Origin of the sequence: Pedobacter yonginensis (assembly GCF_003173595.1) — a bacterium.
Classification (GTDB): Bacteria; Bacteroidota; Bacteroidia; order Sphingobacteriales; family Sphingobacteriaceae; genus Pedobacter; species Pedobacter yonginense.
Genome location: NZ_QGNZ01000003.1, coordinates 291,229 through 309,973, shown reverse-complemented (window position 1 = coordinate 309,973; position 18,745 = coordinate 291,229). Strand labels below are relative to the sequence as shown.

The 18,745-nt window shown below is 38.4% G+C and carries 14 protein-coding genes; 13 read left to right on the top strand and 1 reads right to left on the bottom strand.

Annotated features, from left to right (window positions below):
• The first annotated feature begins 3 nt into the window (after nucleotides 1-3).
• From DHW03_RS12935 to DHW03_RS12915, 5 genes are all read left to right on the top strand, one after another.
• Entirely contained in the window at nucleotides 4-1,488 is a 1,485-nt protein-coding gene (locus DHW03_RS12935) for a RagB/SusD family nutrient uptake outer membrane protein (protein WP_109926268.1), read from the top strand.
• A gap of 105 nt (nucleotides 1,489-1,593) precedes the next feature.
• A complete protein-coding gene (locus DHW03_RS12930) occupies nucleotides 1,594-2,652 on the top strand; it encodes a glycoside hydrolase family 130 protein (protein WP_109926267.1) in 1,059 nt (352 codons plus the stop codon).
• Nucleotides 2,642-3,934 carry an MFS transporter gene (locus DHW03_RS12925; protein WP_109926266.1) on the top strand — a complete coding sequence of 431 codons (1,293 nt, stop codon included), beginning with the start codon at nucleotides 2,642-2,644 and terminating at the stop codon, nucleotides 3,932-3,934. The genes DHW03_RS12930 and DHW03_RS12925 overlap by 11 nt, the downstream gene beginning before the upstream one ends.
• Nucleotides 3,935-3,962: 28 nt before the next feature.
• Nucleotides 3,963-5,678, top strand: coding sequence for a hypothetical protein (locus DHW03_RS12920; RefSeq protein ID WP_109926265.1), 1,716 nt, complete (start codon nucleotides 3,963-3,965; stop codon nucleotides 5,676-5,678).
• A 787-nt stretch (nucleotides 5,679-6,465) separates the two neighbouring features.
• A complete protein-coding gene (locus DHW03_RS12915) occupies nucleotides 6,466-6,873 on the top strand; it encodes a DoxX family protein (RefSeq protein WP_109926264.1) in 408 nt (135 codons plus the stop codon).
• A gap of 67 nt (nucleotides 6,874-6,940) precedes the next feature.
• Here the strand turns inward: DHW03_RS12915 and DHW03_RS12910 are convergent, their stop codons facing one another.
• On the bottom strand, nucleotides 6,941-9,874 hold the full coding sequence (locus DHW03_RS12910; protein WP_109926624.1) for a M16 family metallopeptidase: 2,934 nt from the start codon (nucleotides 9,872-9,874) through the stop codon (nucleotides 6,941-6,943).
• A gap of 221 nt (nucleotides 9,875-10,095) precedes the next feature.
• Between DHW03_RS12910 and surE the strand changes: the two genes are divergently transcribed.
• The 8 genes from surE (at nucleotide 10,096) to DHW03_RS19335 (ending at nucleotide 18,500) form a co-directional block, all read left to right on the top strand.
• Nucleotides 10,096-10,941, top strand: a complete 846-nt coding sequence (gene surE, locus DHW03_RS12905; protein WP_109926263.1) for a 5'/3'-nucleotidase SurE — start codon at nucleotides 10,096-10,098, stop codon at nucleotides 10,939-10,941.
• Nucleotides 10,942-10,953: 12 nt separating this feature from the next.
• Nucleotides 10,954-11,226: a stationary phase survival protein SurE gene (locus tag DHW03_RS12900; RefSeq protein WP_109926262.1), complete on the top strand. Its 273-nt coding sequence runs from the start codon at nucleotides 10,954-10,956 to the stop codon at nucleotides 11,224-11,226.
• A 247-nt stretch (nucleotides 11,227-11,473) separates the two neighbouring features.
• Nucleotides 11,474-12,583 carry a lipid-A-disaccharide synthase gene (lpxB, locus tag DHW03_RS12895; RefSeq protein WP_109926261.1) on the top strand — a complete coding sequence of 370 codons (1,110 nt, stop codon included), beginning with the start codon at nucleotides 11,474-11,476 and terminating at the stop codon, nucleotides 12,581-12,583.
• Between the two features lie 182 nt (nucleotides 12,584-12,765).
• Entirely contained in the window at nucleotides 12,766-15,954 is a 3,189-nt protein-coding gene (locus DHW03_RS12890; protein WP_109926260.1) for a SusC/RagA family TonB-linked outer membrane protein, read from the top strand.
• Nucleotides 15,955-15,965: 11 nt separating this feature from the next.
• Nucleotides 15,966-17,621: a RagB/SusD family nutrient uptake outer membrane protein gene (locus DHW03_RS12885; protein ID WP_109926259.1), complete on the top strand. Its 1,656-nt coding sequence runs from the start codon at nucleotides 15,966-15,968 to the stop codon at nucleotides 17,619-17,621.
• A 272-nt stretch (nucleotides 17,622-17,893) separates the two neighbouring features.
• Nucleotides 17,894-18,064: a hypothetical protein gene (locus tag DHW03_RS19440; protein WP_205941008.1), complete on the top strand. Its 171-nt coding sequence runs from the start codon at nucleotides 17,894-17,896 to the stop codon at nucleotides 18,062-18,064.
• A 9-nt stretch (nucleotides 18,065-18,073) separates the two neighbouring features.
• Nucleotides 18,074-18,355: a PIN domain-containing protein gene (locus DHW03_RS19435; protein WP_205941007.1), complete on the top strand. Its 282-nt coding sequence runs from the start codon at nucleotides 18,074-18,076 to the stop codon at nucleotides 18,353-18,355.
• Nucleotides 18,348-18,500 carry a hypothetical protein gene (locus DHW03_RS19335; RefSeq protein WP_165825419.1) on the top strand — a complete coding sequence of 51 codons (153 nt, stop codon included), beginning with the start codon at nucleotides 18,348-18,350 and terminating at the stop codon, nucleotides 18,498-18,500. The genes DHW03_RS19435 and DHW03_RS19335 overlap by 8 nt, the downstream gene beginning before the upstream one ends.
• Nucleotides 18,501-18,745 lie beyond the last annotated feature (245 nt).

Genomic DNA, 18,745 nt, shown 5'->3' with positions numbered 1-18,745 from the left:
ACTATGAAAATTATATATACATCCGCAATTGCAGCAGTGCTGATTATGGCTGCTGGTTGTAAAAAAGAATTGTATAAAGATCCTATCGGATTAATTACACCCGCTCAGGTTAATCTTGATCCAACAGCGAATACCCTAACCTCATCGGTAACTTCCTCCTATCAAATGCTTGCTAGCACCTTAAACTTATTGGGGCAGTGGGATTGGAATGCAGGTACGGTATTTAGAAATGATTTTATTGTGCAGGATATTGCTTCTGATGATATGCAGAAAAAATGGAATCCGGATGGCGATCAAGCTTGGATGGATCAGGTAGATAATTTCAGTTTCATTGCTACCAATCAGGCTTTTAATGGAATTTGGAGTTACGATTATGAAGGTGTTTCCAGAACAAATCAAGCCATTGCTTATTTATCTGATGATGCCATCGTAGCCAAAGTAGGTATTAATGCCGATTTAAGAAACCGTTCTTTAGGCGAAGCGTACTTTTTAAGAGCCTATTATTATTTTGATTTGGTAACCAATTTTGGAGATGTACCTGTAGTTTTGGCACCATTAAAAACCTTCAATGAGGCTTACGATGTAGCCAAACGTGTTCCTAAAGCACAAGTTTGGGATCAAATCAATGCAGATTTAGCTAAAGCAAAAGCAGCCTTGCCATCAGCCAAGTTTTCCAATTCAACAGAAAAATGGAGGATTTCTAAAGGTGCTGTAATTGCACTGCAAGCAAAATCTGCTTTGTACAATGAGAAATGGGCTGAGGTAATTACGCTCGTAAATGAATTGCAAACGTTAAACTTTTATGGCCTGAACGCGAACTATTTCGATAGTTTTGATCAAACCAAAGAGTTTGCAGATAGCGAAGTAATTTTTGCTTACGATCATCAATCGGGTAAAACACCACGCAATGGTAACGGTATTTGTGCACCATTAGGCTGGGGATTTTTTGCGCCAACCACTAATTTTATTTCTGCCTTTGAGGCTAATGATCCGCGTTTAGATTATACCGTAAACGTGAGTACGCAAAACATTTATAAACTTCTAGGCGATAAAACAGGCGCAAATAAAGGGAATGACGATGCCGGAAACAACCGTATTTTTATTCGCTATGCTGATGTTTTGTTGTGGAAAGCCGAAGCTTTAAATGAAACAGGTGATTATACCAACGCGATTTCGTTGATTAACCAAATTAGAAGAAGAGCCAGAACAACACCTACAATAGCAGGCGGAACCGCCCCAGCGGGTACTTTGCCAGATCGTCCGGCTTCTACCGATAAAGCACAAATTAAAGCTTGGTTGGTTCAAGAAAGACGTGTAGAGCTAGGCTTTGAGAGCCAACGCTTTAACGATTTAAAAAGATGGAAATTGGCCAAAACGGTATTAACTGCAGCAGGTAAAAACTTCCAAGATAAAAACTACTTATACCCAATACCACAAGGTGATGTAGATAAATCAGCCGGATCAATTACTCAAAATGCTGGTTACTAAACCATAAAAACCGGATGGAATAAATCCGGTTTTTATTTCAATTTCTCACTTAATAAACTGAAGCCGTTTTACAGATGGTAAAAGGATTTCTATTCCCAAATAATTATGACAGATCGCGCAAAAAGATTTTCTCAGAACCCCATTTTATCGCCAAAAGATTTAATTCCAAGTGTGCCAGGATTAGAAATAGCCTGTTTATTAAATCCAGGTGTTTTCACTTTCCAAGGTAAAACTTGGCTGCTTATCCGCGTTGCCGAAAGACCACAACAAAAAGAAGGCGTAATTTCTTTCCCAATATTAAAAGGAGATGGAATACAAATCATCGAAATAGCGGAAAATGATCCAGATTTAGTTGCGACAGATCCAAGAGTAATCAGTTACAAAGGAGCAGATTATTTAACTACCCTATCGCATTTGCGCTTGGTGTGTAGTGATGATGGCGTTAATTTTTATCAGCCAGAAGGTTATCCACTGTTGCAAGGAGAGGGGCCAGATGAGGCCTTTGGTATTGAAGATTGTCGGGTGGCATTGATTGATGGGACCTATTACCTCACTTTTACGGCGGTATCTGCACATGGTGTTGGCGTTGGTATGCGCAGTACAAAAGATTGGAAAACCTTTGAAAAACATGGAATGATTATTCCACCTCACAATAAGGATTGCGCCATTTTCGAAGAGAAAATAAACGGAAAATTTTACACGCTACACCGCCCAAGTAGTGTTGATTTGGGTGGTAATTACATTTGGTTGGCAGAATCTCCTGATGGGATTCACTGGGGAAATCACAAATGCATCATCAAAACCCGTAAAAATAGTTGGGATAGCAAACGCGTAGGAGCGGGGGCAGCACCCATCAAAACCGATAAAGGTTGGTTGGAGATTTACCATGGCGCAAACGCCGAGCATCAATACTGTTTAGGCGCTTTTTTAATGGACTTGAACGACCCATCTCAAGTAATTGCCCAAAGTGAAGAACCCATTATGAAACCAATTGCCGAGTATGAGCTTTGCGGATTTTTTGGGCAAGTTGTTTTTACCAATGGCCATACCGTAAATGGTGATGAGCTGACCATTTATTATGGAGCGGCAGACGAATTTGTTTGCGGTGCCAAATTTTCAATTCAAGATATTTTATCCACTTTAAAATATAATCATGCTGAATAAACTTAAGGCAGAAATTGCCCATTTTAAAAGTCAGTCGTATAACTTTAGGGTACTTACGTTAACCAATTTAATTTATAGCATTGTACTTCCCGTTATCGATATTTTTGTAGCCGCTTACGTGATGCGCAGCTCTAACGATCCGGTTAAAGTGGTTATTTATCAATTAACCATTTACACGGGCATCCCAATTACCTTTTTCTTGAACGGTTATCTGCTCAGCAAATTTTCAATCAAAACCCTCTATTCATTAGGCATGATGTTGAGTGGCGTTTCCATGATGGTGATGATGTCGTTAACCACACTAGACAATACCGGAATTGGTATTGCAGGTTTAATCATGGGCATGTCTTTCGGTTTTTATTGGGCCAACAGAGATTTTCTGGCACTGGCCATAACCAATGATGAGAACAGAAATTATTACTACGGATTGGAAACCTTCTTCTATACCATTATCGCTGTGGTTATTCCTTTTCTAATCGGTTGGTTTATCGAACTTTATTCAGGTACTGGCGATGCACATTTGGCCTATAAAATTGTAACCGGTTTGGTGTTTGTTGTTACCATATTGGCCTCTATTATGTGTTATAGAGGTAAATTTGAAAACCCAACCAATAAAAAATTCGTGTACTTCAAATTCGATCCCTATTGGTATAAATTATTGAGATTAGCGACTTTAAAAGGGCTTGTTCAGGGCTTTTTGGTTACAGCGCCAGCCATGCTCATTATGCTTTTGGTGGGTAAAGAAGGTGCTTTAGGTACAGCCCAATCGGTAGGTGCCATTATTGCCGCCGTAGCCATGTACATTATTGGCAGGAATACATCTCCTAAACACCGTTTATATGTGTTTGGAGCCGGACTCGCACTTTTTGCAATAGCTGCCATCATTAACGGTATTTTGTACAGTAGTTTAGGGGTAATCCTATTTATGCTTTTCCTTTTATTGGCAAAGCCGCTTTTAGATCTGGCTTATTTCCCGATACAATTTAGCGTAATCGATATTTTAACCAAAAAAGAAAAAAGAAGTGAGTTCGCTTACATCTTAAATCACGAAGCGGGTTTGTATATTGGCCGTTTAACAGGAGCAGGAACGTTTTTAATACTGGCCTATTGTTTCTCTGTTGAAGTTGCTTTGCGTTATGCAATTGTAACCGTAGCCATCCTTCAATTGGCCTCTTATTGGGTAGCAAAAGACATTATAAAGCAGGGGAAAATTGAAAACATAGAGGCTGCTCCAATTTTAAGCACTGAAGAACCTGGTGTAGTTGCGCCAATGTTAAATTAATTTTAGTAAAACATTCAATCCGTTCCTTATGAGACTTACTTTTAAAATCATTTTATCTTCTCTTTTTACCCTTGTAGCAGGTTTTTCGCAAGCTCAGATAAAGCAATTAAAACTTGATCGGGTAGAAGAAATGGCCAACTTACCTCAACCGCTCCAAATTATCGATTGGAAACTGATGGCTCAAAACTTCGACAAAACCATTTATGATTTTAATGCCAAAGGCGATTATTGGCCAATGGTGTGGATAGACAGTACAAAGAAAAATTTTGATCAGAACGTAATGGGCATTTACACCGCAGTTGGCGATGTTAGGCAAGGTAAAATGAACAATAAAGGTATGTTTCATGAAGCCTTAGCCAATATGGGTGCCGTTATGGGCGCCAGTTTAATTGGGATTGATAAGAGCAAACAGAATGGCATGAACTACACAGGCATGCTTAAAAATTATTTTAACAGTGATACCAAATGGAACATTATGATGAACAATACCGCTCCAGAAGTAGCTCTTTTGGGCGGTGGTTATGGTAGAGATTGGTGGTACGATGTATATCCAAATGTGCTGTTTTACGCCATTTGCGAACAATATCCAAACGAGAAAGATTTTGATTGGATAGCCAAAAGCATAGCGGAAAAATTCTATAAAGCAGATTCTATTTTAAATGGAGACTACAACTATTCTTATTTTGACTATGGAAAAATGAAACCCATGAAGAATCAAATCTGTGCACAGCAAGATGCTGCCGCCGGACATGCTTGGGTATTATACGCTGCTTATAAAAAATTTGGCGACAAACGCTATTTAAGAGGTGCAATCAGTGCCATGACTGCTCTGGAGGCCAACAAAATAAACCCAACTTACGAATTGTTGATGCCTTTTGGTGCCTACCTCGCCGCTCGGATGAATGTAGAACAAGGAACTAAGTTTGATGTTCAAAAGCTTTTAGGCTGGACATTCGATGGAACGGCAGTTTGCAGGGCAGGCTGGGGCGTTTTAACTGGCAAATGGAACAACTATGATATTTCTGGTGTGGTAGGCAGTACGGTAGATCATGGCGGCTATGGCTTTTTAATGAATACTTTTGATGCAGCATGGCCCTTGGTTCCTTTGGTTCGTTACGATCCAGCTTATGCAGATGCAATTGGTAAATGGATGTTGAATGCCGTTAATGCCTCGAGATTATTTTACCCACAATATGTTCCAAATGAGCATCAAACCATTATGAAATCGGCCAACGTAACAAAAGGTGTAATTGCTTACGAAGGGATTGCCAAGGCATCTACTTTTGATACGCTTTACATGGATAAAATAGCACCAGTTGCGCAAGGCGATGGTCCGAAGTGGGTGCCTGGCAAAAATCCTGATGTTTCTCAGTTTAGTGTTTACGGAAGCGGACACGTGGGAATCTTTGGAAGCATTGTAGAGAAAACCAATATCGATGGGGTTTTGAAATTGGACGTGCTGGCGACAGATTTCTATAAATCGAAAGCCTATCCAAGTTATTTGGTTTACAATCCATATAACAGAAATAAAACCATCACTTATAAAGTTAAAGGAACAAAAAAAGTAGATTTATACGATGCCATAGCACAAAAATTCGTCGCTAAAAATATTTCTTCAAAAGCAAATATTGCAGTAATGCCTACAAAATCAGTGCTGATAGTTGAGGTACCTGCATCCAGCAAAATCACCACCGGCAACCACAAACTTATGGCAAACGGCGTAGTTATCGATTACAAAAAGTAAAACTCGCCTATAATTGGTTGGTAATTGCCAACCAATTTATACACAATAAAATAAATATTTGAAGAGCAATAGCAGTAATGCTTCGGTTCGGTTCCGTCCCGCTTTACCTCCAAGCGCTATGAAAAATAGCGGCTTTCCGTCCAATCGGGTCTAGCTGGCAATTGCAGTAAAAACAACTAATGTTAAAGCATCCATTTAAGGATAGGGAAATGTAATTATAAGCCATTTTGCACCTAAGCGTACGATTACAAGTTATCTTTTCTGTGTATTCCGTGCTTCCGTGGCAAATTTTCAAGCCAGATTCGTTTTCAAATGATAGGCGTTCGTAAATACAAAAGTACCTAAGCGTACGATTACAAGTTATCTTTTCTGTGTATTCCGTGCTTCCGTGGCAAATTTTCAAGCCAAATTCGTTTTCAAATGATAGGCGTTCGTAAATACAAGAGCACCTAAGCGTACGATTACAAGTTATCTTTTCTGTGTATTCCGTGCTTCCGTGGCAAATTTTCAAGCCAGATTCGTTTTCAAATGATAGGCGTTCGTAAATACAAAAGTACCTAAGCGTACGATTACAAGTTATCTTTTCTGTGTATTCCGTGCTTCCGTGGCAAATTTTCAAGCCAAATTCGTTTTCAAATGATAGGCGTTCGTAAATACAAGAGCGCATAATCTCACTATTTCACATTTATCTTCCCTGGTGGTTAAGGCCCTCAATAGAGGAGACTAACTACCATCATTGTCCCCACCTTGGAATAGTTTTTGCCACCTGTATGCAAATCCCGAAGTCATGAAAAATGAAAGTTTGAAAAATATAGCGCGAATTACCTTAGGCGCTGGACTACTATTTGCAGGCATCAGTCATTTAACATTTGCCAGAACAGACTTTAAAGCACAGGTGCCAGATTGGGTGCCTTTAAAGAAAGATGATACGGTAGTATTATCAGGTATAGGTGAAATTGCTTTGGGTGCCGCACTTGTTATAGCGCCCAAAAGGCATGAGAAACTCGTCGGAATTGTTGCAGCAAGTTTTTTCGTTGCCGTATTTCCGGGTAACATTTCACAATATATCAATAAGAGAAGCGCTTTTGGTTTAGATACCGATTCAAAAAGATTGATGCGCTTATTTTTTCAACCCGTTTTGGTTTATTGGGCCCTAAAAAGCACAGGCAATAACCTTAAGAAAATTGGAAAGTAAAATAAAAAGCAATAAAAAAAGCGATTCCCATTTCTGAGAATCGCTTTTTCTTAAAAATTAAGTCTGCCTAATATCCGAAAATCTGCTCTAAACTTAATTTAGTAACCGGGCCGAATTTTTCTAAGTCCGCCATGTTGATTTTCTTTTCCGAAGCAACAATACAGTAATCGTATGGTTTTCCAGCCAAATTACTTTGGTGGAAAGATTTAATATCTGCAAAAGTTAAAGGTTTTAAATTCGCGTATTCATCAATTCTCGAATCGTGATCGAAACCTAATTTCTTATCTGCCAGGTAAGCATAAATAATTCCATCCTTCGTAATTCTAGCCGTTTCTAAACCATTTAATGCATTATTTTTTGATAAGTCGTAAGATTTATCCGATTCAGGCAAAGTAGTTAACAGTTCATTCATTCCAGCCACTGCCTCATTCATTTTATCGGCCTGTGTGCCCACATAAGCCACAATGGTGTTTTCTTTTTCTTTGCTGTTAGGCGAAGAATAAACTGCAAAAGTTGAATAAGCTAATGCCTTAGATTCGCGAATGGTTTGGAACACTACGGAGCCCATACCACCACCAAAGTAGTTGTTAAATAAACTAATTTTAGCAGCATTTGCAGGATCATATAAGCCACCGTTACGTACCCAACGAATTTCTGCTTGAACCATATCATAATCGGCAAAATATACTTTGTTAGCATTTGTAGCCGTGTAAGTAAACTTCTTCATTGGTTCTGCCGCTGTAAACGAGGCAGGCAAAGTATGCACCTTGGTAATATCGGCAGTAAAAGCAGGTAAAGCTTTTGGACCAAAATAGGTAATGGTATGTTTATAGCTGGTTAACGAATGCAAGATGTAAATCAAATCAGAAGATTTCATGTTTTTAATCTCATCATTGCTTAAGCCATAATTAAATGGGTTATCTGCACCAAATTGAGCATAACTCATTAAACCACCAAGAATTGAGCTTTTGTTCAATTTGGCATTGTCTCTCGATTTCAACAAACGCCCTTTCAAATCTTCTAAGGCCTTTTCGTTTGGTTTACAATTCGCCAAAACATCTTCAACAAGCGCTACCGCTTTATCGAAGTTCTCTTGTAATCCGCTAATAGAAACCGTGGTTACATCTGTACCCACATTTACATTGTAGTTACAAGCAATGTTGTAGAAAGCCTTGCTGATGTCTTCAGCAGAATATTTGTCCGTACTTAAAAAGGTAAGATACTGAGCCGCATAAGGCAACAATTTAGAGTTATAAGAGCCCATATCGAAACGGTAGCTCATACGGAAGATACTGTTTTCTGTGTTTTGTACATAAATCACATCTGCAATGCCTGCTTTACCCAAAGTTAAATCTTTGGTATAATCTAAAAATTTAGGCGTAATTGGCTTTACTGGCGATGCAATAACTTCTTTTGTAAAAGGCGAAACCTCATTAACATTGGTTTTAACAGCGGTAATGCTTGGTTTTTCTACCTTGATAATGCTCTTATCTTCACCTTTGTGTTTAAGCACAGAAACATAATTGTTGATGAAAAACTTATTCGCAAAATCTACAATTTCTTTTTTGGTAACTTTCCCCATCGCATCGGTTGATGATAAGGTTTTATCCCATTCTGTACCTCTGTTTTGGATAAAAGCATTCATGGTTGCTTCCGCACGCGCATCATTATTGTCATAAGCCTGGAGCTCGCCTAATTTTGTATTCGCAACCGTAGCCTTAATTAAGCTTTCATCAAATTCGCCCTTTTTCAATAGGTCGATCTGCTCCAATAATAATTTTTGGGCATCTTCTAAACTTTGGCCCGCTTTAGGAGAAGCAGATAAAATGAACATTCCATAATCTTTCATTTGGTTGTAACCTGCGCCCGCTCTTAAAACTTTTTGCTGTTTATTTAAGTTAATGTCAAGCAATCCTGCTTTACCATTTGATAAGATGCTTCCAATTAAATCTAACAATAAGCTTTGTTGTGTATTTTGAGCAAAACCACGATAAGCCACATACAAACTTTCAGCACTCGGGCCATTAATGTCCACTTTCTGAATGGTAGTTAAAGGTTTCTCTGGAGCCGGATTGTACAGCGCAAATGGTTTTGGCACCATGTAAGCAAAATCCTTATCAATTTTTTTAATTAAATCATCGTAATTAATATCACCAGACATAATTAGCGCCATGTTATTTGGCACATAATACTTGTTGTAATATTTTCTGATTTCCACCAAAGATGGATTTTTCAAATGTTCGATGGTACCGATGGTTGTTTGCTGGCCATAATTATGGGTTGGAAACAAAGCATAAAGCATTTTCTCATACATTTTGCGTTGATCGTTGTCCATACCGATGTTTTTTTCTTCATACACGGCCTCAAGCTCTGTATGGAAAATGCGGAAAACAGGAGCACGGAAACGTTCAGCTTGAACGGCCAAAAATTTATCGATGGCATTTGAAGGTAAATTTTCTTCGTAAACGGTTTCTTCAACTGATGTGTGTGCATTGGTTTGATCGCTACCAATCGCCTTCATCATTTTATCGTATTCATTTGCGATAGAATAGTTAGAAGCTTCGCCAGAGGTTTTATCAATCTCTTTGTAAATTTCTTTACGTTTTGCCGGATCGGTCGTTTTATTGTAGGTTTCGTAAAGCGCTTCAATTTTATCTAAAAGCGGTTTTTCTTTCGCATAGTTTAAGGTACCAAACTTATCGGTTCCTTTAAATAACAAATGTTCCAGATAGTGGGCTAAACCCGTGTTGGTTCTTGGATCGGTATTGCTACCCGCTCTAACCGCCATTTTATACACAATATTTGGTTCCTTATTGTTTTGCGATAAAATTACAGTAAGGCCGTTTTTTAGGGTGTAAAAACGGGTTTTGGTTGGGTCGTTGGTTACATACTTAAAGGTATAACCACCAGATGTTCCTGTTTTCCACTGATAACTGGTTTGCGCTTGGGCAAATGAGCCAGTGATTAGAAAGCAAGCTAAAGTAAATAGTTTTAACTTCATTTGTTTGGATTTGGTTTTATGAGCATGAATTCTATTTGGCGGGATAATGACCAACTAGAAGCTTCATTTTGAATAAGTTATTTACCCAAATATAGATGGTTTATTTTATGGAATGAAATCGATTTTAAAATTAATAACTAAATTATTAGTCGTTTAGCAATTGTAGATTTAAAATTAAGGTTTATTGTGCCTTAAATTTTATAATCTGTATTTTTACTGCCATGACAAAGCAAAGCACAAAACCCAATATTTTAGTTGTAAACGATGATGGAATTACCGCCACAGGGATTAAAAATTTGATGGAGGTAATGCAAGAAATCGGCAATGTTGTGGTGGTAGCACCAGATAGTCCGCAGAGTGGGATGGGACATGCCATTACGATTGGTAAGCCCATTCGTTTTGATCGGGTAGATCTTTATCCAGGGGTAGAAATGTACAAATGCAGTGGCACGCCAGTAGATTGTGTTAAGATTGCAGTCAACAAAATTTTTAAAGGCAAAAAGCCAGATTTATGCGTATCAGGAATTAACCACGGATTGAACAATTCCATTAATGTAATCTATTCAGGAACCATGTCTGCTGCTGTAGAAGGGGCAATAGAAAAAATTCCATCTATTGGTTTTTCCTTAGATGATTTTGCTGCTGATGCCGATTTTAGTTTCACCAAAAAATATATAAAATCCATTTGCGAGCAGGTTTTAGAACACGGCTTACCCGAAGGCACTTTGTTAAATGTAAATTTCCCGAAAGGCGATCATTTAAAAGGAATTAAAATCTGCCGACAAGCAAATGCCAAATGGGCAGAAGATTTTGAAGAAAGAATTGACCCTTACAAACGTCCATATTACTGGTTGACAGGGGTTTTCCAAAATTTTGATAAAGGCGAAGATACTGATGTGTGGGCATTGGAAAACAACTATGTTTCAATTGTGCCTGTACAGTTCGATTTAACTGCGCACCACGCCATCCAAACCTTAAACAGTTGGGATTTTGGGTCAAATGATCATACAAAGGGTGCAGAACCCAAGCACAAAATCTCGAGTCCCGATGGCTTAAACTTAGGTTAATTGAGTTATATAATGAACGAAAAACTTAGAAACATCAATAACTCTGTTTGGGTAGGCTTAGCAATTGGTTTGATAACACCTGCTATTTTATGCGCTGTAGCCTACTACATCATTACCCACGTAGCCTATTTAGCAAAGGCAGATTTATTATATATTGGTGCTATTGCAGTAAATGCTTACACCATGCAATATTTTTTTAAATACAATAAGGAAAACATTGGCAGAGGAATTTTAGCAGCCACTTTTTTATGTGCATTTGCCTTTTTCTTTTACAAAGTTTTATAAAAATAACCGCTCAACCAAAAACCCATCTCCCAACCTAATACTTAATGCTTGCTACTTTAGAACTTGATACTTTATACCTGATACTTGTTACTTTATACTTAATACTTCTTACTTGATACTTTATACCTGATACTTGTTACTTTATACCTGATACTTGTTACTTTATATCTGATACTTCTTACTTGCTACTTCATACTTGATACTTGTTACTTTATACTCTATACTTAAAACTCCATAACCCACAAAAATGAAATACTATCTCGTAGCCGGCGAAGCATCAGGCGATTTACACGGAGCCAACTTAATGAAAGCCTTAAAGGCAGAAGATGGCGATGCCGTGTTTAGATATTTCGGTGGAGATAAGATGCAGGCAGAGGGGGGCGAATTGGTAAAACATTATGCAGATATGGCGTTTATGGGTTTTACCGAAGTGGTGTTAAATCTGCGTACCATTTTTAAAAACCTGAAAGCCTGTAAAGAAGATATTTTAAGGTGGAAGCCAGATGTATTAGTATTGATTGATTTTCCTGGTTTTAACCTAAAAATAGCCGAGTTTGGCAAAAAAAATGGAATTAAAGTTTGCTATTACATTTCACCAAAAATTTGGGCATGGAACCAGAAAAGAGTATTAAAAATTAAGCGGGATGTAGATAAGATGTTCTGCATATTGCCCTTCGAGGTAGATTTTTATAAGCAGTGGGGTATGGAGGTAGATTATGTGGGCAATCCTTTGTTAGACGAAATTGCCCAGTTCACACCCGATTTAAATTTCAGAACACGTCATCAATTGGGTAATCAAAAAATAATCGCTCTATTGCCTGGAAGCAGAAAACAAGAGATTGAAAGATTATTGCCTGCGATGTTAAGTGTTACAGATCGGTACCCAGAATATGCGTTTGCCATTGCTGCAGCACCTACCTTTACCACAAGTTACTATCAGCAATTTATCGGCGATAAAAAAATCCATCTTTTATTTAACAATACCTATAATTTATTGCATCATGCCCATGCTGCAATTGTAGCTTCGGGTACAGCCACTTTAGAAACCGCCTTGTTTACCGTTCCGCAGGTTGTGGTGTATAAGGGTGGTACAGTTTCCATTGCTATTGCAAGAATGTTGGTCAAAATTAAGTTTATCTCCTTGGTTAACTTAATTGTAAATAAAAAAATTGTAACCGAGCTGATTCAGGAAGATTGTAATACCGACAAACTAAATCAAGAATTGGTTCAAATATTAGAAGGAGCAGGTAGAGCCGAAATGTTAAACCATTATAGCGAGCTTCTAAATTTGATGGGAAAGCCAGGCGCATCACAAAAAACTGCAAAATTGATTTTCCAATACCTCAACGGAAATTAATTTCATCAATGTAACTTTTTAGCATATTTTTCACTTTTTATAAAACAAAACCCCGTTTAAGGCGTTACTAAATCGTTTTGCGGAAATCCTAATCATATCTAATTAATCCTATTGCTCTCGTTAATTATGTGAATTATTGGCCGCATTGCGTAATCAATTATAAACTAAACTAGTGAGTGCCAATGAAAAACATTTTACTTAGGCTATCAGGATTCCTATGCCTGATCCTACTTTCAAGCCCCCAGTTGTTTGCAAGGTTAAAGAGCGAAAACAAAAACTACAGCCTTTATTTTCAGCAAGACACAACTAAAAGAGACACCTCCAAAAAAGACACGAGCAAAAAAGTACCAGTTGCAAAACCTGCAGATTCGGTAAAAGCGCCCGTGAACCCTTTAGGCGGTGCAAGTCCAGTTATTGCAACACCCCCACCAGCGCAACCCGCAGTACCAGCGGCTGTAGCGGCGCCTACTGGCCAAGCAGGTCAGAACACCATTACGGGAATCGTATTAGATGAAAAAAACATCGGTTTACCTGGCGTTGGAATTAAAGTACGTGGTAAAACAGGTGGAAGCGTTACCCAAGAAGATGGAAAGTTTTCCATAAAAGTATCAGCGCCTACCGATATTTTAGAATTTAGCTATATCGGTTATGCCACCCGTTCGTTACCTGCAGGGAATGGAAGTACGCCATTATCTGTAAAATTAGCACCATCCGATTCGCAAAAGCTGGATGAAGTTGTGGTGGTAGGTTATGGTACCCTGAAAACCAAAGAAGTTACCTCATCCGTTGCGCACATTGATACCGCCCAGTTTAGGCAGGGTGGATCCAGAAACGCCCTCGATTTAATTCAAGGTAAGGTCGCTGGCTTAAACATTACACGTGCAAGTGGTTCAAACCCAAACTCTAGCCCCAGCGTACAATTGCGTGGGGTGGTTTCCGTAACCGGGAGTTCAAGTCCGCTTTTTGTAATCGATGGTATTCCTGGTGGTAATCCAGATTTACTTCAACAAGACGACATTCTATCTGTTGATGTTTTGAAAGATGGATCAGGAGCAGCCATTTATGGTACCAGTGCAAATGCAGGGGTAATTTTAATTACCACCAAAAAAGGAAAACCAGGTGCGCCAACCTTTAATTATTCTGGCTACATCCGTAAAGAATTTATCCAAAACAGGTTAGATTTTTTAACAGCTGATGAGTTTAGAGCTAAAATTGCTTCAGGCCAAATTGATGCGATTGATAGAGGCGGCGACAATGATTTGTATAATCTCTTGGTTAACAAGGCTAATTTTTCTCAAAACCATAACCTTTCACTTTCTGGCGGAACGGATAAAACAAGTTACCGTGCCAGTATCAATTACCGCGATTTAGAAGGTATTGCGAAAGAAAACGGACGTAAAGAATATACGTTGAGGTTAAATGTAAACCAGAAAGGTTTGGATGATAAGCTGAACATTCAGATGAATTTGGCAACCAACTTTAACAATGCCAACTTATTAGGCGGTGGCGGTTGGGAAGAAGAACAAGCTAAAAATCCAACTACCTTAATCTTCAAACCAGATGGTAACTATTACTTCGATAATCAAAGCACCAATCAATACGCTCGATTATTTCAGGAAACAAATTATCGTAAGCAACAAACCAGCTCTGCCGATATGAAAGCAGATTTGGATATCATAACTGGATTAAAAGCATCCGTTTTCGGATCGGTGCAGAGAAACAGCTATTTAGATGGTGGTTACGCATTACTTGCAAGTGAAAATTCTGTTGAAAATAGCGACTATCCAAACGGTGGTTATGCGTTCAAAAGTAATTTCTTATCTCAAGCATTTGCATTAGAGCCAACATTATCTTACAATACCGTTATTGCCAAAAGACATTCAATTTCGGCCGTTGCAGGTTACAGTTACCGCTATTATATCGAAGAAGGACAAGATGCCAACAATCGTGGTTTCTTAAACGATCAATTCAATGAAGATAATTTAAATCAAGGTCAGGCATTGGCGGATGGTAAAGCTTCTATCGGGAGTTTTAAAAACGACAATACATTAATTGCCTTTTTTGGTCGTATTAACTATGCCTTTGATGGAAAATATCTAGCTCAATTTATTTTAAGACGAGAAGGTTCATCACGTTTCGGAGACAACAACAAATGGGGTAGTTTCCCTGCCGTATCGGTGGGTTGGAATGTTACCGAAGAAAACTTCATGAAAAACATTAAATGGGTTAACTATTTAAAATTAAGAGTGGGTTATGGGGTAACGGGTAACTCTGGTTTCGAGAACAATGCATCGAGAGTAGTTTTAGGCACAGGAGGAAAATATTTATATCCAGATGGTTCATACCGCGAAACTTACGGGCCTACCAGAAATGCCAATCCATTCTTGAAATGGGAAAGTAAACGCGAAACCAATATCGGTGCCGATTTCACTTTGTTTGATAGCAAGTTAACCGGTTCATTAGATTTATTCGATAGAACAACAAAAGATTTATTGGATACTTATACTACGCCTCAGCCACCTTACGTTCAATCCTCTATTTTTGCCAACGTAGGTACCATATCTTCAAAAGGTATTGAATTGGCCTTAAGTTATACGGCTGTGAAAAATAAAGATTTCACTTTCAGTATGGACTTTACAGGAAGCACCATTAAAAATAAGCTAGATTCTTATTCTAACGACATCTATACCGTTAAATACAAGACCTTTGGAGGAATTGGTGGCGCTGGAGATTTAGGTGATGCCATTACCACTTACGAAGGAGAAGATTTAGGTGTATTTTGGGGTAAACGTTTTGCAGGCTTTAATGCTGAAGGCAAATGGTTATTCTTCAATAGAAACGGCGAAGCGGTTACCAACGATAAGATCAACTATTCAAAAGACAAAAACCTAACCGATTTAGCACCAATTGGCAATGCGATTCCGAAGTATTACGCATCTTACACCGCCAACTTTGCATACAAAAATTGGGATTTAAGAGTGTTTTTAAGAGGTAAATTCGACTACCAAATCTTAAATACAACCGCTTTAACTTATGGCAATCCGTCTATTAAAGGGTCTAACTATTTAAGCTCGGCGTTCGATAAGTACAGCCAAATCAACGATACATTTATGTACTCTGATTACTATTTGGAAAATGGAACAAATGTGAAAATTGATGAGGTTACTTTGGGTTACAATTTCAAATTGAAAACCAAATTAATTCGTAACCTCCGCGTTTATGCAACGGGTCAGAACTTAGCTACCATTACAGGTTATACCGGTAACGACCCTGATTTCATACAAGATACTGGTTTAGGCCCAGGTGTAGATAATCGCGGTGCTTATCCAAGTACCCGTTCTTTCTTATTTGGTGTTAACGTTGGCTTTTAATTTATACGATAATGAAAAACAAATCAATAATATATACGGCATTAATAGCAGTTATGGGCATGAGCAGTGCTTGTACCAAGCTCGATGAGAATGCATACGATGTAATTCCAGCCGATAAATTTTATACAAATAAAAATGAAGTTCTATCTGCTGTTTTAAGGCCCTATACACATGCAAACGCATGGGTAACCCCATCACAACAAGATGGATGGTGGCGTTTGGCAGAACTTTCTGGCGATCAGTTGGCCTGGCCTACAAAAGGCCCTCATGGTGAGGATGGTGGAAAGTGGAAAAGACTTCACTACCACAGTTGGACAGTTGATGAAGGCGGAATAAACAATGCATGGTCGCTAATGTACGGCGGTGTAGGATATTGTAATGATCCGATCGCTAACATCAGCACCCGCGATATTTCGACTATGGGCATCACTCAAGAGGAAAAAAATGCCTATGTATCAGAATTGAAACTATTGCGAGCATTCCATTTTTTAAAATTAATGGATCTTTTTGGAGGCATTCCATTAGCAACAGAACCTGCTGACCCTTCAAATCCGATTTATCCAACCACCACAAGTAGAAAAGATGTTTTTGCTTTTGTGGAGAAAGAGATTTTGGATAACATCAACAACGTACCTAAACTTTCCAGAGCCATGCTAGGCCGTATGTCTCAAGCCAGTGGTTACGCCATGTTGGTAGAGTTATACTTAAATGCAGAAGTGTGGACAGGTACCCCACGTTGGGATGATTGTATCGCCGCTGCGGATAAATTGATTAACAATGAAGGCGGAGGACAGAATGGTGCAATGGCACTGGATCCGAACATTTCAGATCAATTCAAAAACACCAACGATTTATCGAAGGAGGTTATATTCTCTATCGCATACGATTATACAAGAGCTAAGTTCGAACCATCATGGACTGGCGAGTTTTACCACTTTGCACAAAAAGACATTTATGGCGGTGGTAGAAACGGTAACGACGGGATCGTTTTAATCCCAGGCGTGTACACAACCTACGGTACAGACGATTTACGCAAAACAAATTGGTTATTGGCTGGTCCGCAAATTAAGTTTGCCGATGGCGTATCGCCAGTGTTGGGTACAGTAGAATACGCAGATAAACCATTATCTTTTGTAGATAACATTCAGAAAAACACTAAAGGCTCTACAGTTTCGAACATGAGTGAAGGTGAAGAAAATAGCGGCGTTCGCTTTAACAAGTACAAGCTGGGCAATTCAATTGCAGGCATAGTGAATGGCGTTAAGGTAGATGTAGATCCAAACTACAATAATACCGACTGGAACGTGTACCGTTTAACTTGGATTTACTTTGCAAAGGCAGAAGCTTTAATGCGTAAAAACGGTGGCGCAGCAACTGCTGATGCAGTGGCTTTAATTAACACCTGTAAACAACGTGCTTATACAGCGGCAACATGGCCTGCAAATGCTTACACCACAGCAAGTTTAACGTTAGATGAGCTTTTAGCAGAACGAGGAAGAGAATTCATTTTTGAAGGATTTAGAAGAGATGACTTGATTCGTTTTGGTAAGTTTACCACTGGCACTTGGTGGGATCATACCGCATCATCTGCAACAAGAAACTTATATCCTATACCGCAAAGACAAAGAGACTTAAATCCGAAGTTAGTTCAAAACCCAGGATACTAATTCAAATTCAACAAAGGCGCTGCAAAGCGCCTTTGTTGTTAACAGGGCATTTTAGTTATTAAATAAACTTGCAAGGGGCGGCTTCTATTTGTGACATCGTCTAGCTACTTATGAATGTTGTAGTTTACGGAAACTAGATAGAAATCACGCTGCGGTTACAGATTTGTGTAAATCAAAAAATCTAACACGTGTTTGTGAACTAATGCTTGCATTTCAGATTAACCCTTCCAAAAATCGAATGATAGCAAAGTATTTATTTGTAAATTTGGTTAATGAGAAAACCCAGATTATACTTCGACACTTCCGTATTTGGTGGCGTTTATGATATTGAATTCCAAAAAGAAACTGAATTGCTTTTTGAGATGGTTAAAAATGGAGAGGTCATTTGTGTTTACTCTGATCTTAGTGAATATGAACTGGAAAATGCACCCGAGAAAGTTTAAAAACATTTTTTGAGTCTCAGCCCTGATCAAACGGAATTTGTTGAAATTACGGAAGAAATCAATCAGCTCGCTGAGGAATATATTGAAGAAAAAGTAGTTGGAGAAACAAGTATTGATGATTGCAGACACATTGCATGTGCCACAATAAATAAGGTTGATTATTTAGTGAGCTGGAATTTTAAACATATCGTAAATGTTTTTAGAATTAGAGGTTACAATGCCATTAATGTTAAAAATGGGCACATTCAGCTAGACATTCGTTCACCAAGAGATATTATAACAAATGAATAATAAAGCAAATACTACAGAAAAAGAATTTGACACGGTTAAATTCTTCAGAGCGGTTAAAGAGAAAATTGCAAAAGATACGAAAGGCAAAACCTTTGCAGAATTTAAAGAATATTTAAATAGAAGAACAACCAAATTGTTAAGATAATTATGCCAGAAGCAAGAAATCAGTCTTCGTTAGCGGAGCACTCAGTTTGTTATGCCAAACATTTGTCTTGGCCAAACATCTAGATATTTCAAAGTTTTCAGATTAAATTTAGGCTTACAGAATCCCTTTTTTTGTATGAAGTCCTGCCTGATATTTCCAGCTCCACAATCCTCTCCCAGTTAACCCATTATTCATTTTAGAATAATTGTCATATCCCATACCCTCAGCTTAAACAATCGCTGTAA

Coding starts and splice junctions, on each gene's coding strand:
- DHW03_RS12935 (WP_109926268.1), top strand. CDS start 4: ATGAAAATTATATATACATCCGCAATTGCAGCAGTGCTGATTATGGCT.
- DHW03_RS12930 (WP_109926267.1), top strand. CDS start 1,594: ATGACAGATCGCGCAAAAAGATTTTCTCAGAACCCCATTTTATCGCCA.
- DHW03_RS12925 (WP_109926266.1), top strand. CDS start 2,642: ATGCTGAATAAACTTAAGGCAGAAATTGCCCATTTTAAAAGTCAGTCG.
- DHW03_RS12920 (WP_109926265.1), top strand. CDS start 3,963: ATGAGACTTACTTTTAAAATCATTTTATCTTCTCTTTTTACCCTTGTA.
- DHW03_RS12915 (WP_109926264.1), top strand. CDS start 6,466: ATGAAAAATGAAAGTTTGAAAAATATAGCGCGAATTACCTTAGGCGCT.
- DHW03_RS12910 (WP_109926624.1), bottom strand. CDS start 9,874: ATGAAGTTAAAACTATTTACTTTAGCTTGCTTTCTAATCACTGGCTCA.
- surE (WP_109926263.1), top strand. CDS start 10,096: ATGACAAAGCAAAGCACAAAACCCAATATTTTAGTTGTAAACGATGAT.
- DHW03_RS12900 (WP_109926262.1), top strand. CDS start 10,954: ATGAACGAAAAACTTAGAAACATCAATAACTCTGTTTGGGTAGGCTTA.
- lpxB (WP_109926261.1), top strand. CDS start 11,474: ATGAAATACTATCTCGTAGCCGGCGAAGCATCAGGCGATTTACACGGA.
- DHW03_RS12890 (WP_109926260.1), top strand. CDS start 12,766: ATGAAAAACATTTTACTTAGGCTATCAGGATTCCTATGCCTGATCCTA.
- DHW03_RS12885 (WP_109926259.1), top strand. CDS start 15,966: ATGAAAAACAAATCAATAATATATACGGCATTAATAGCAGTTATGGGC.
- DHW03_RS19440 (WP_205941008.1), top strand. CDS start 17,894: ATGAGAAAACCCAGATTATACTTCGACACTTCCGTATTTGGTGGCGTT.
- DHW03_RS19335 (WP_165825419.1), top strand. CDS start 18,348: ATGAATAATAAAGCAAATACTACAGAAAAAGAATTTGACACGGTTAAA.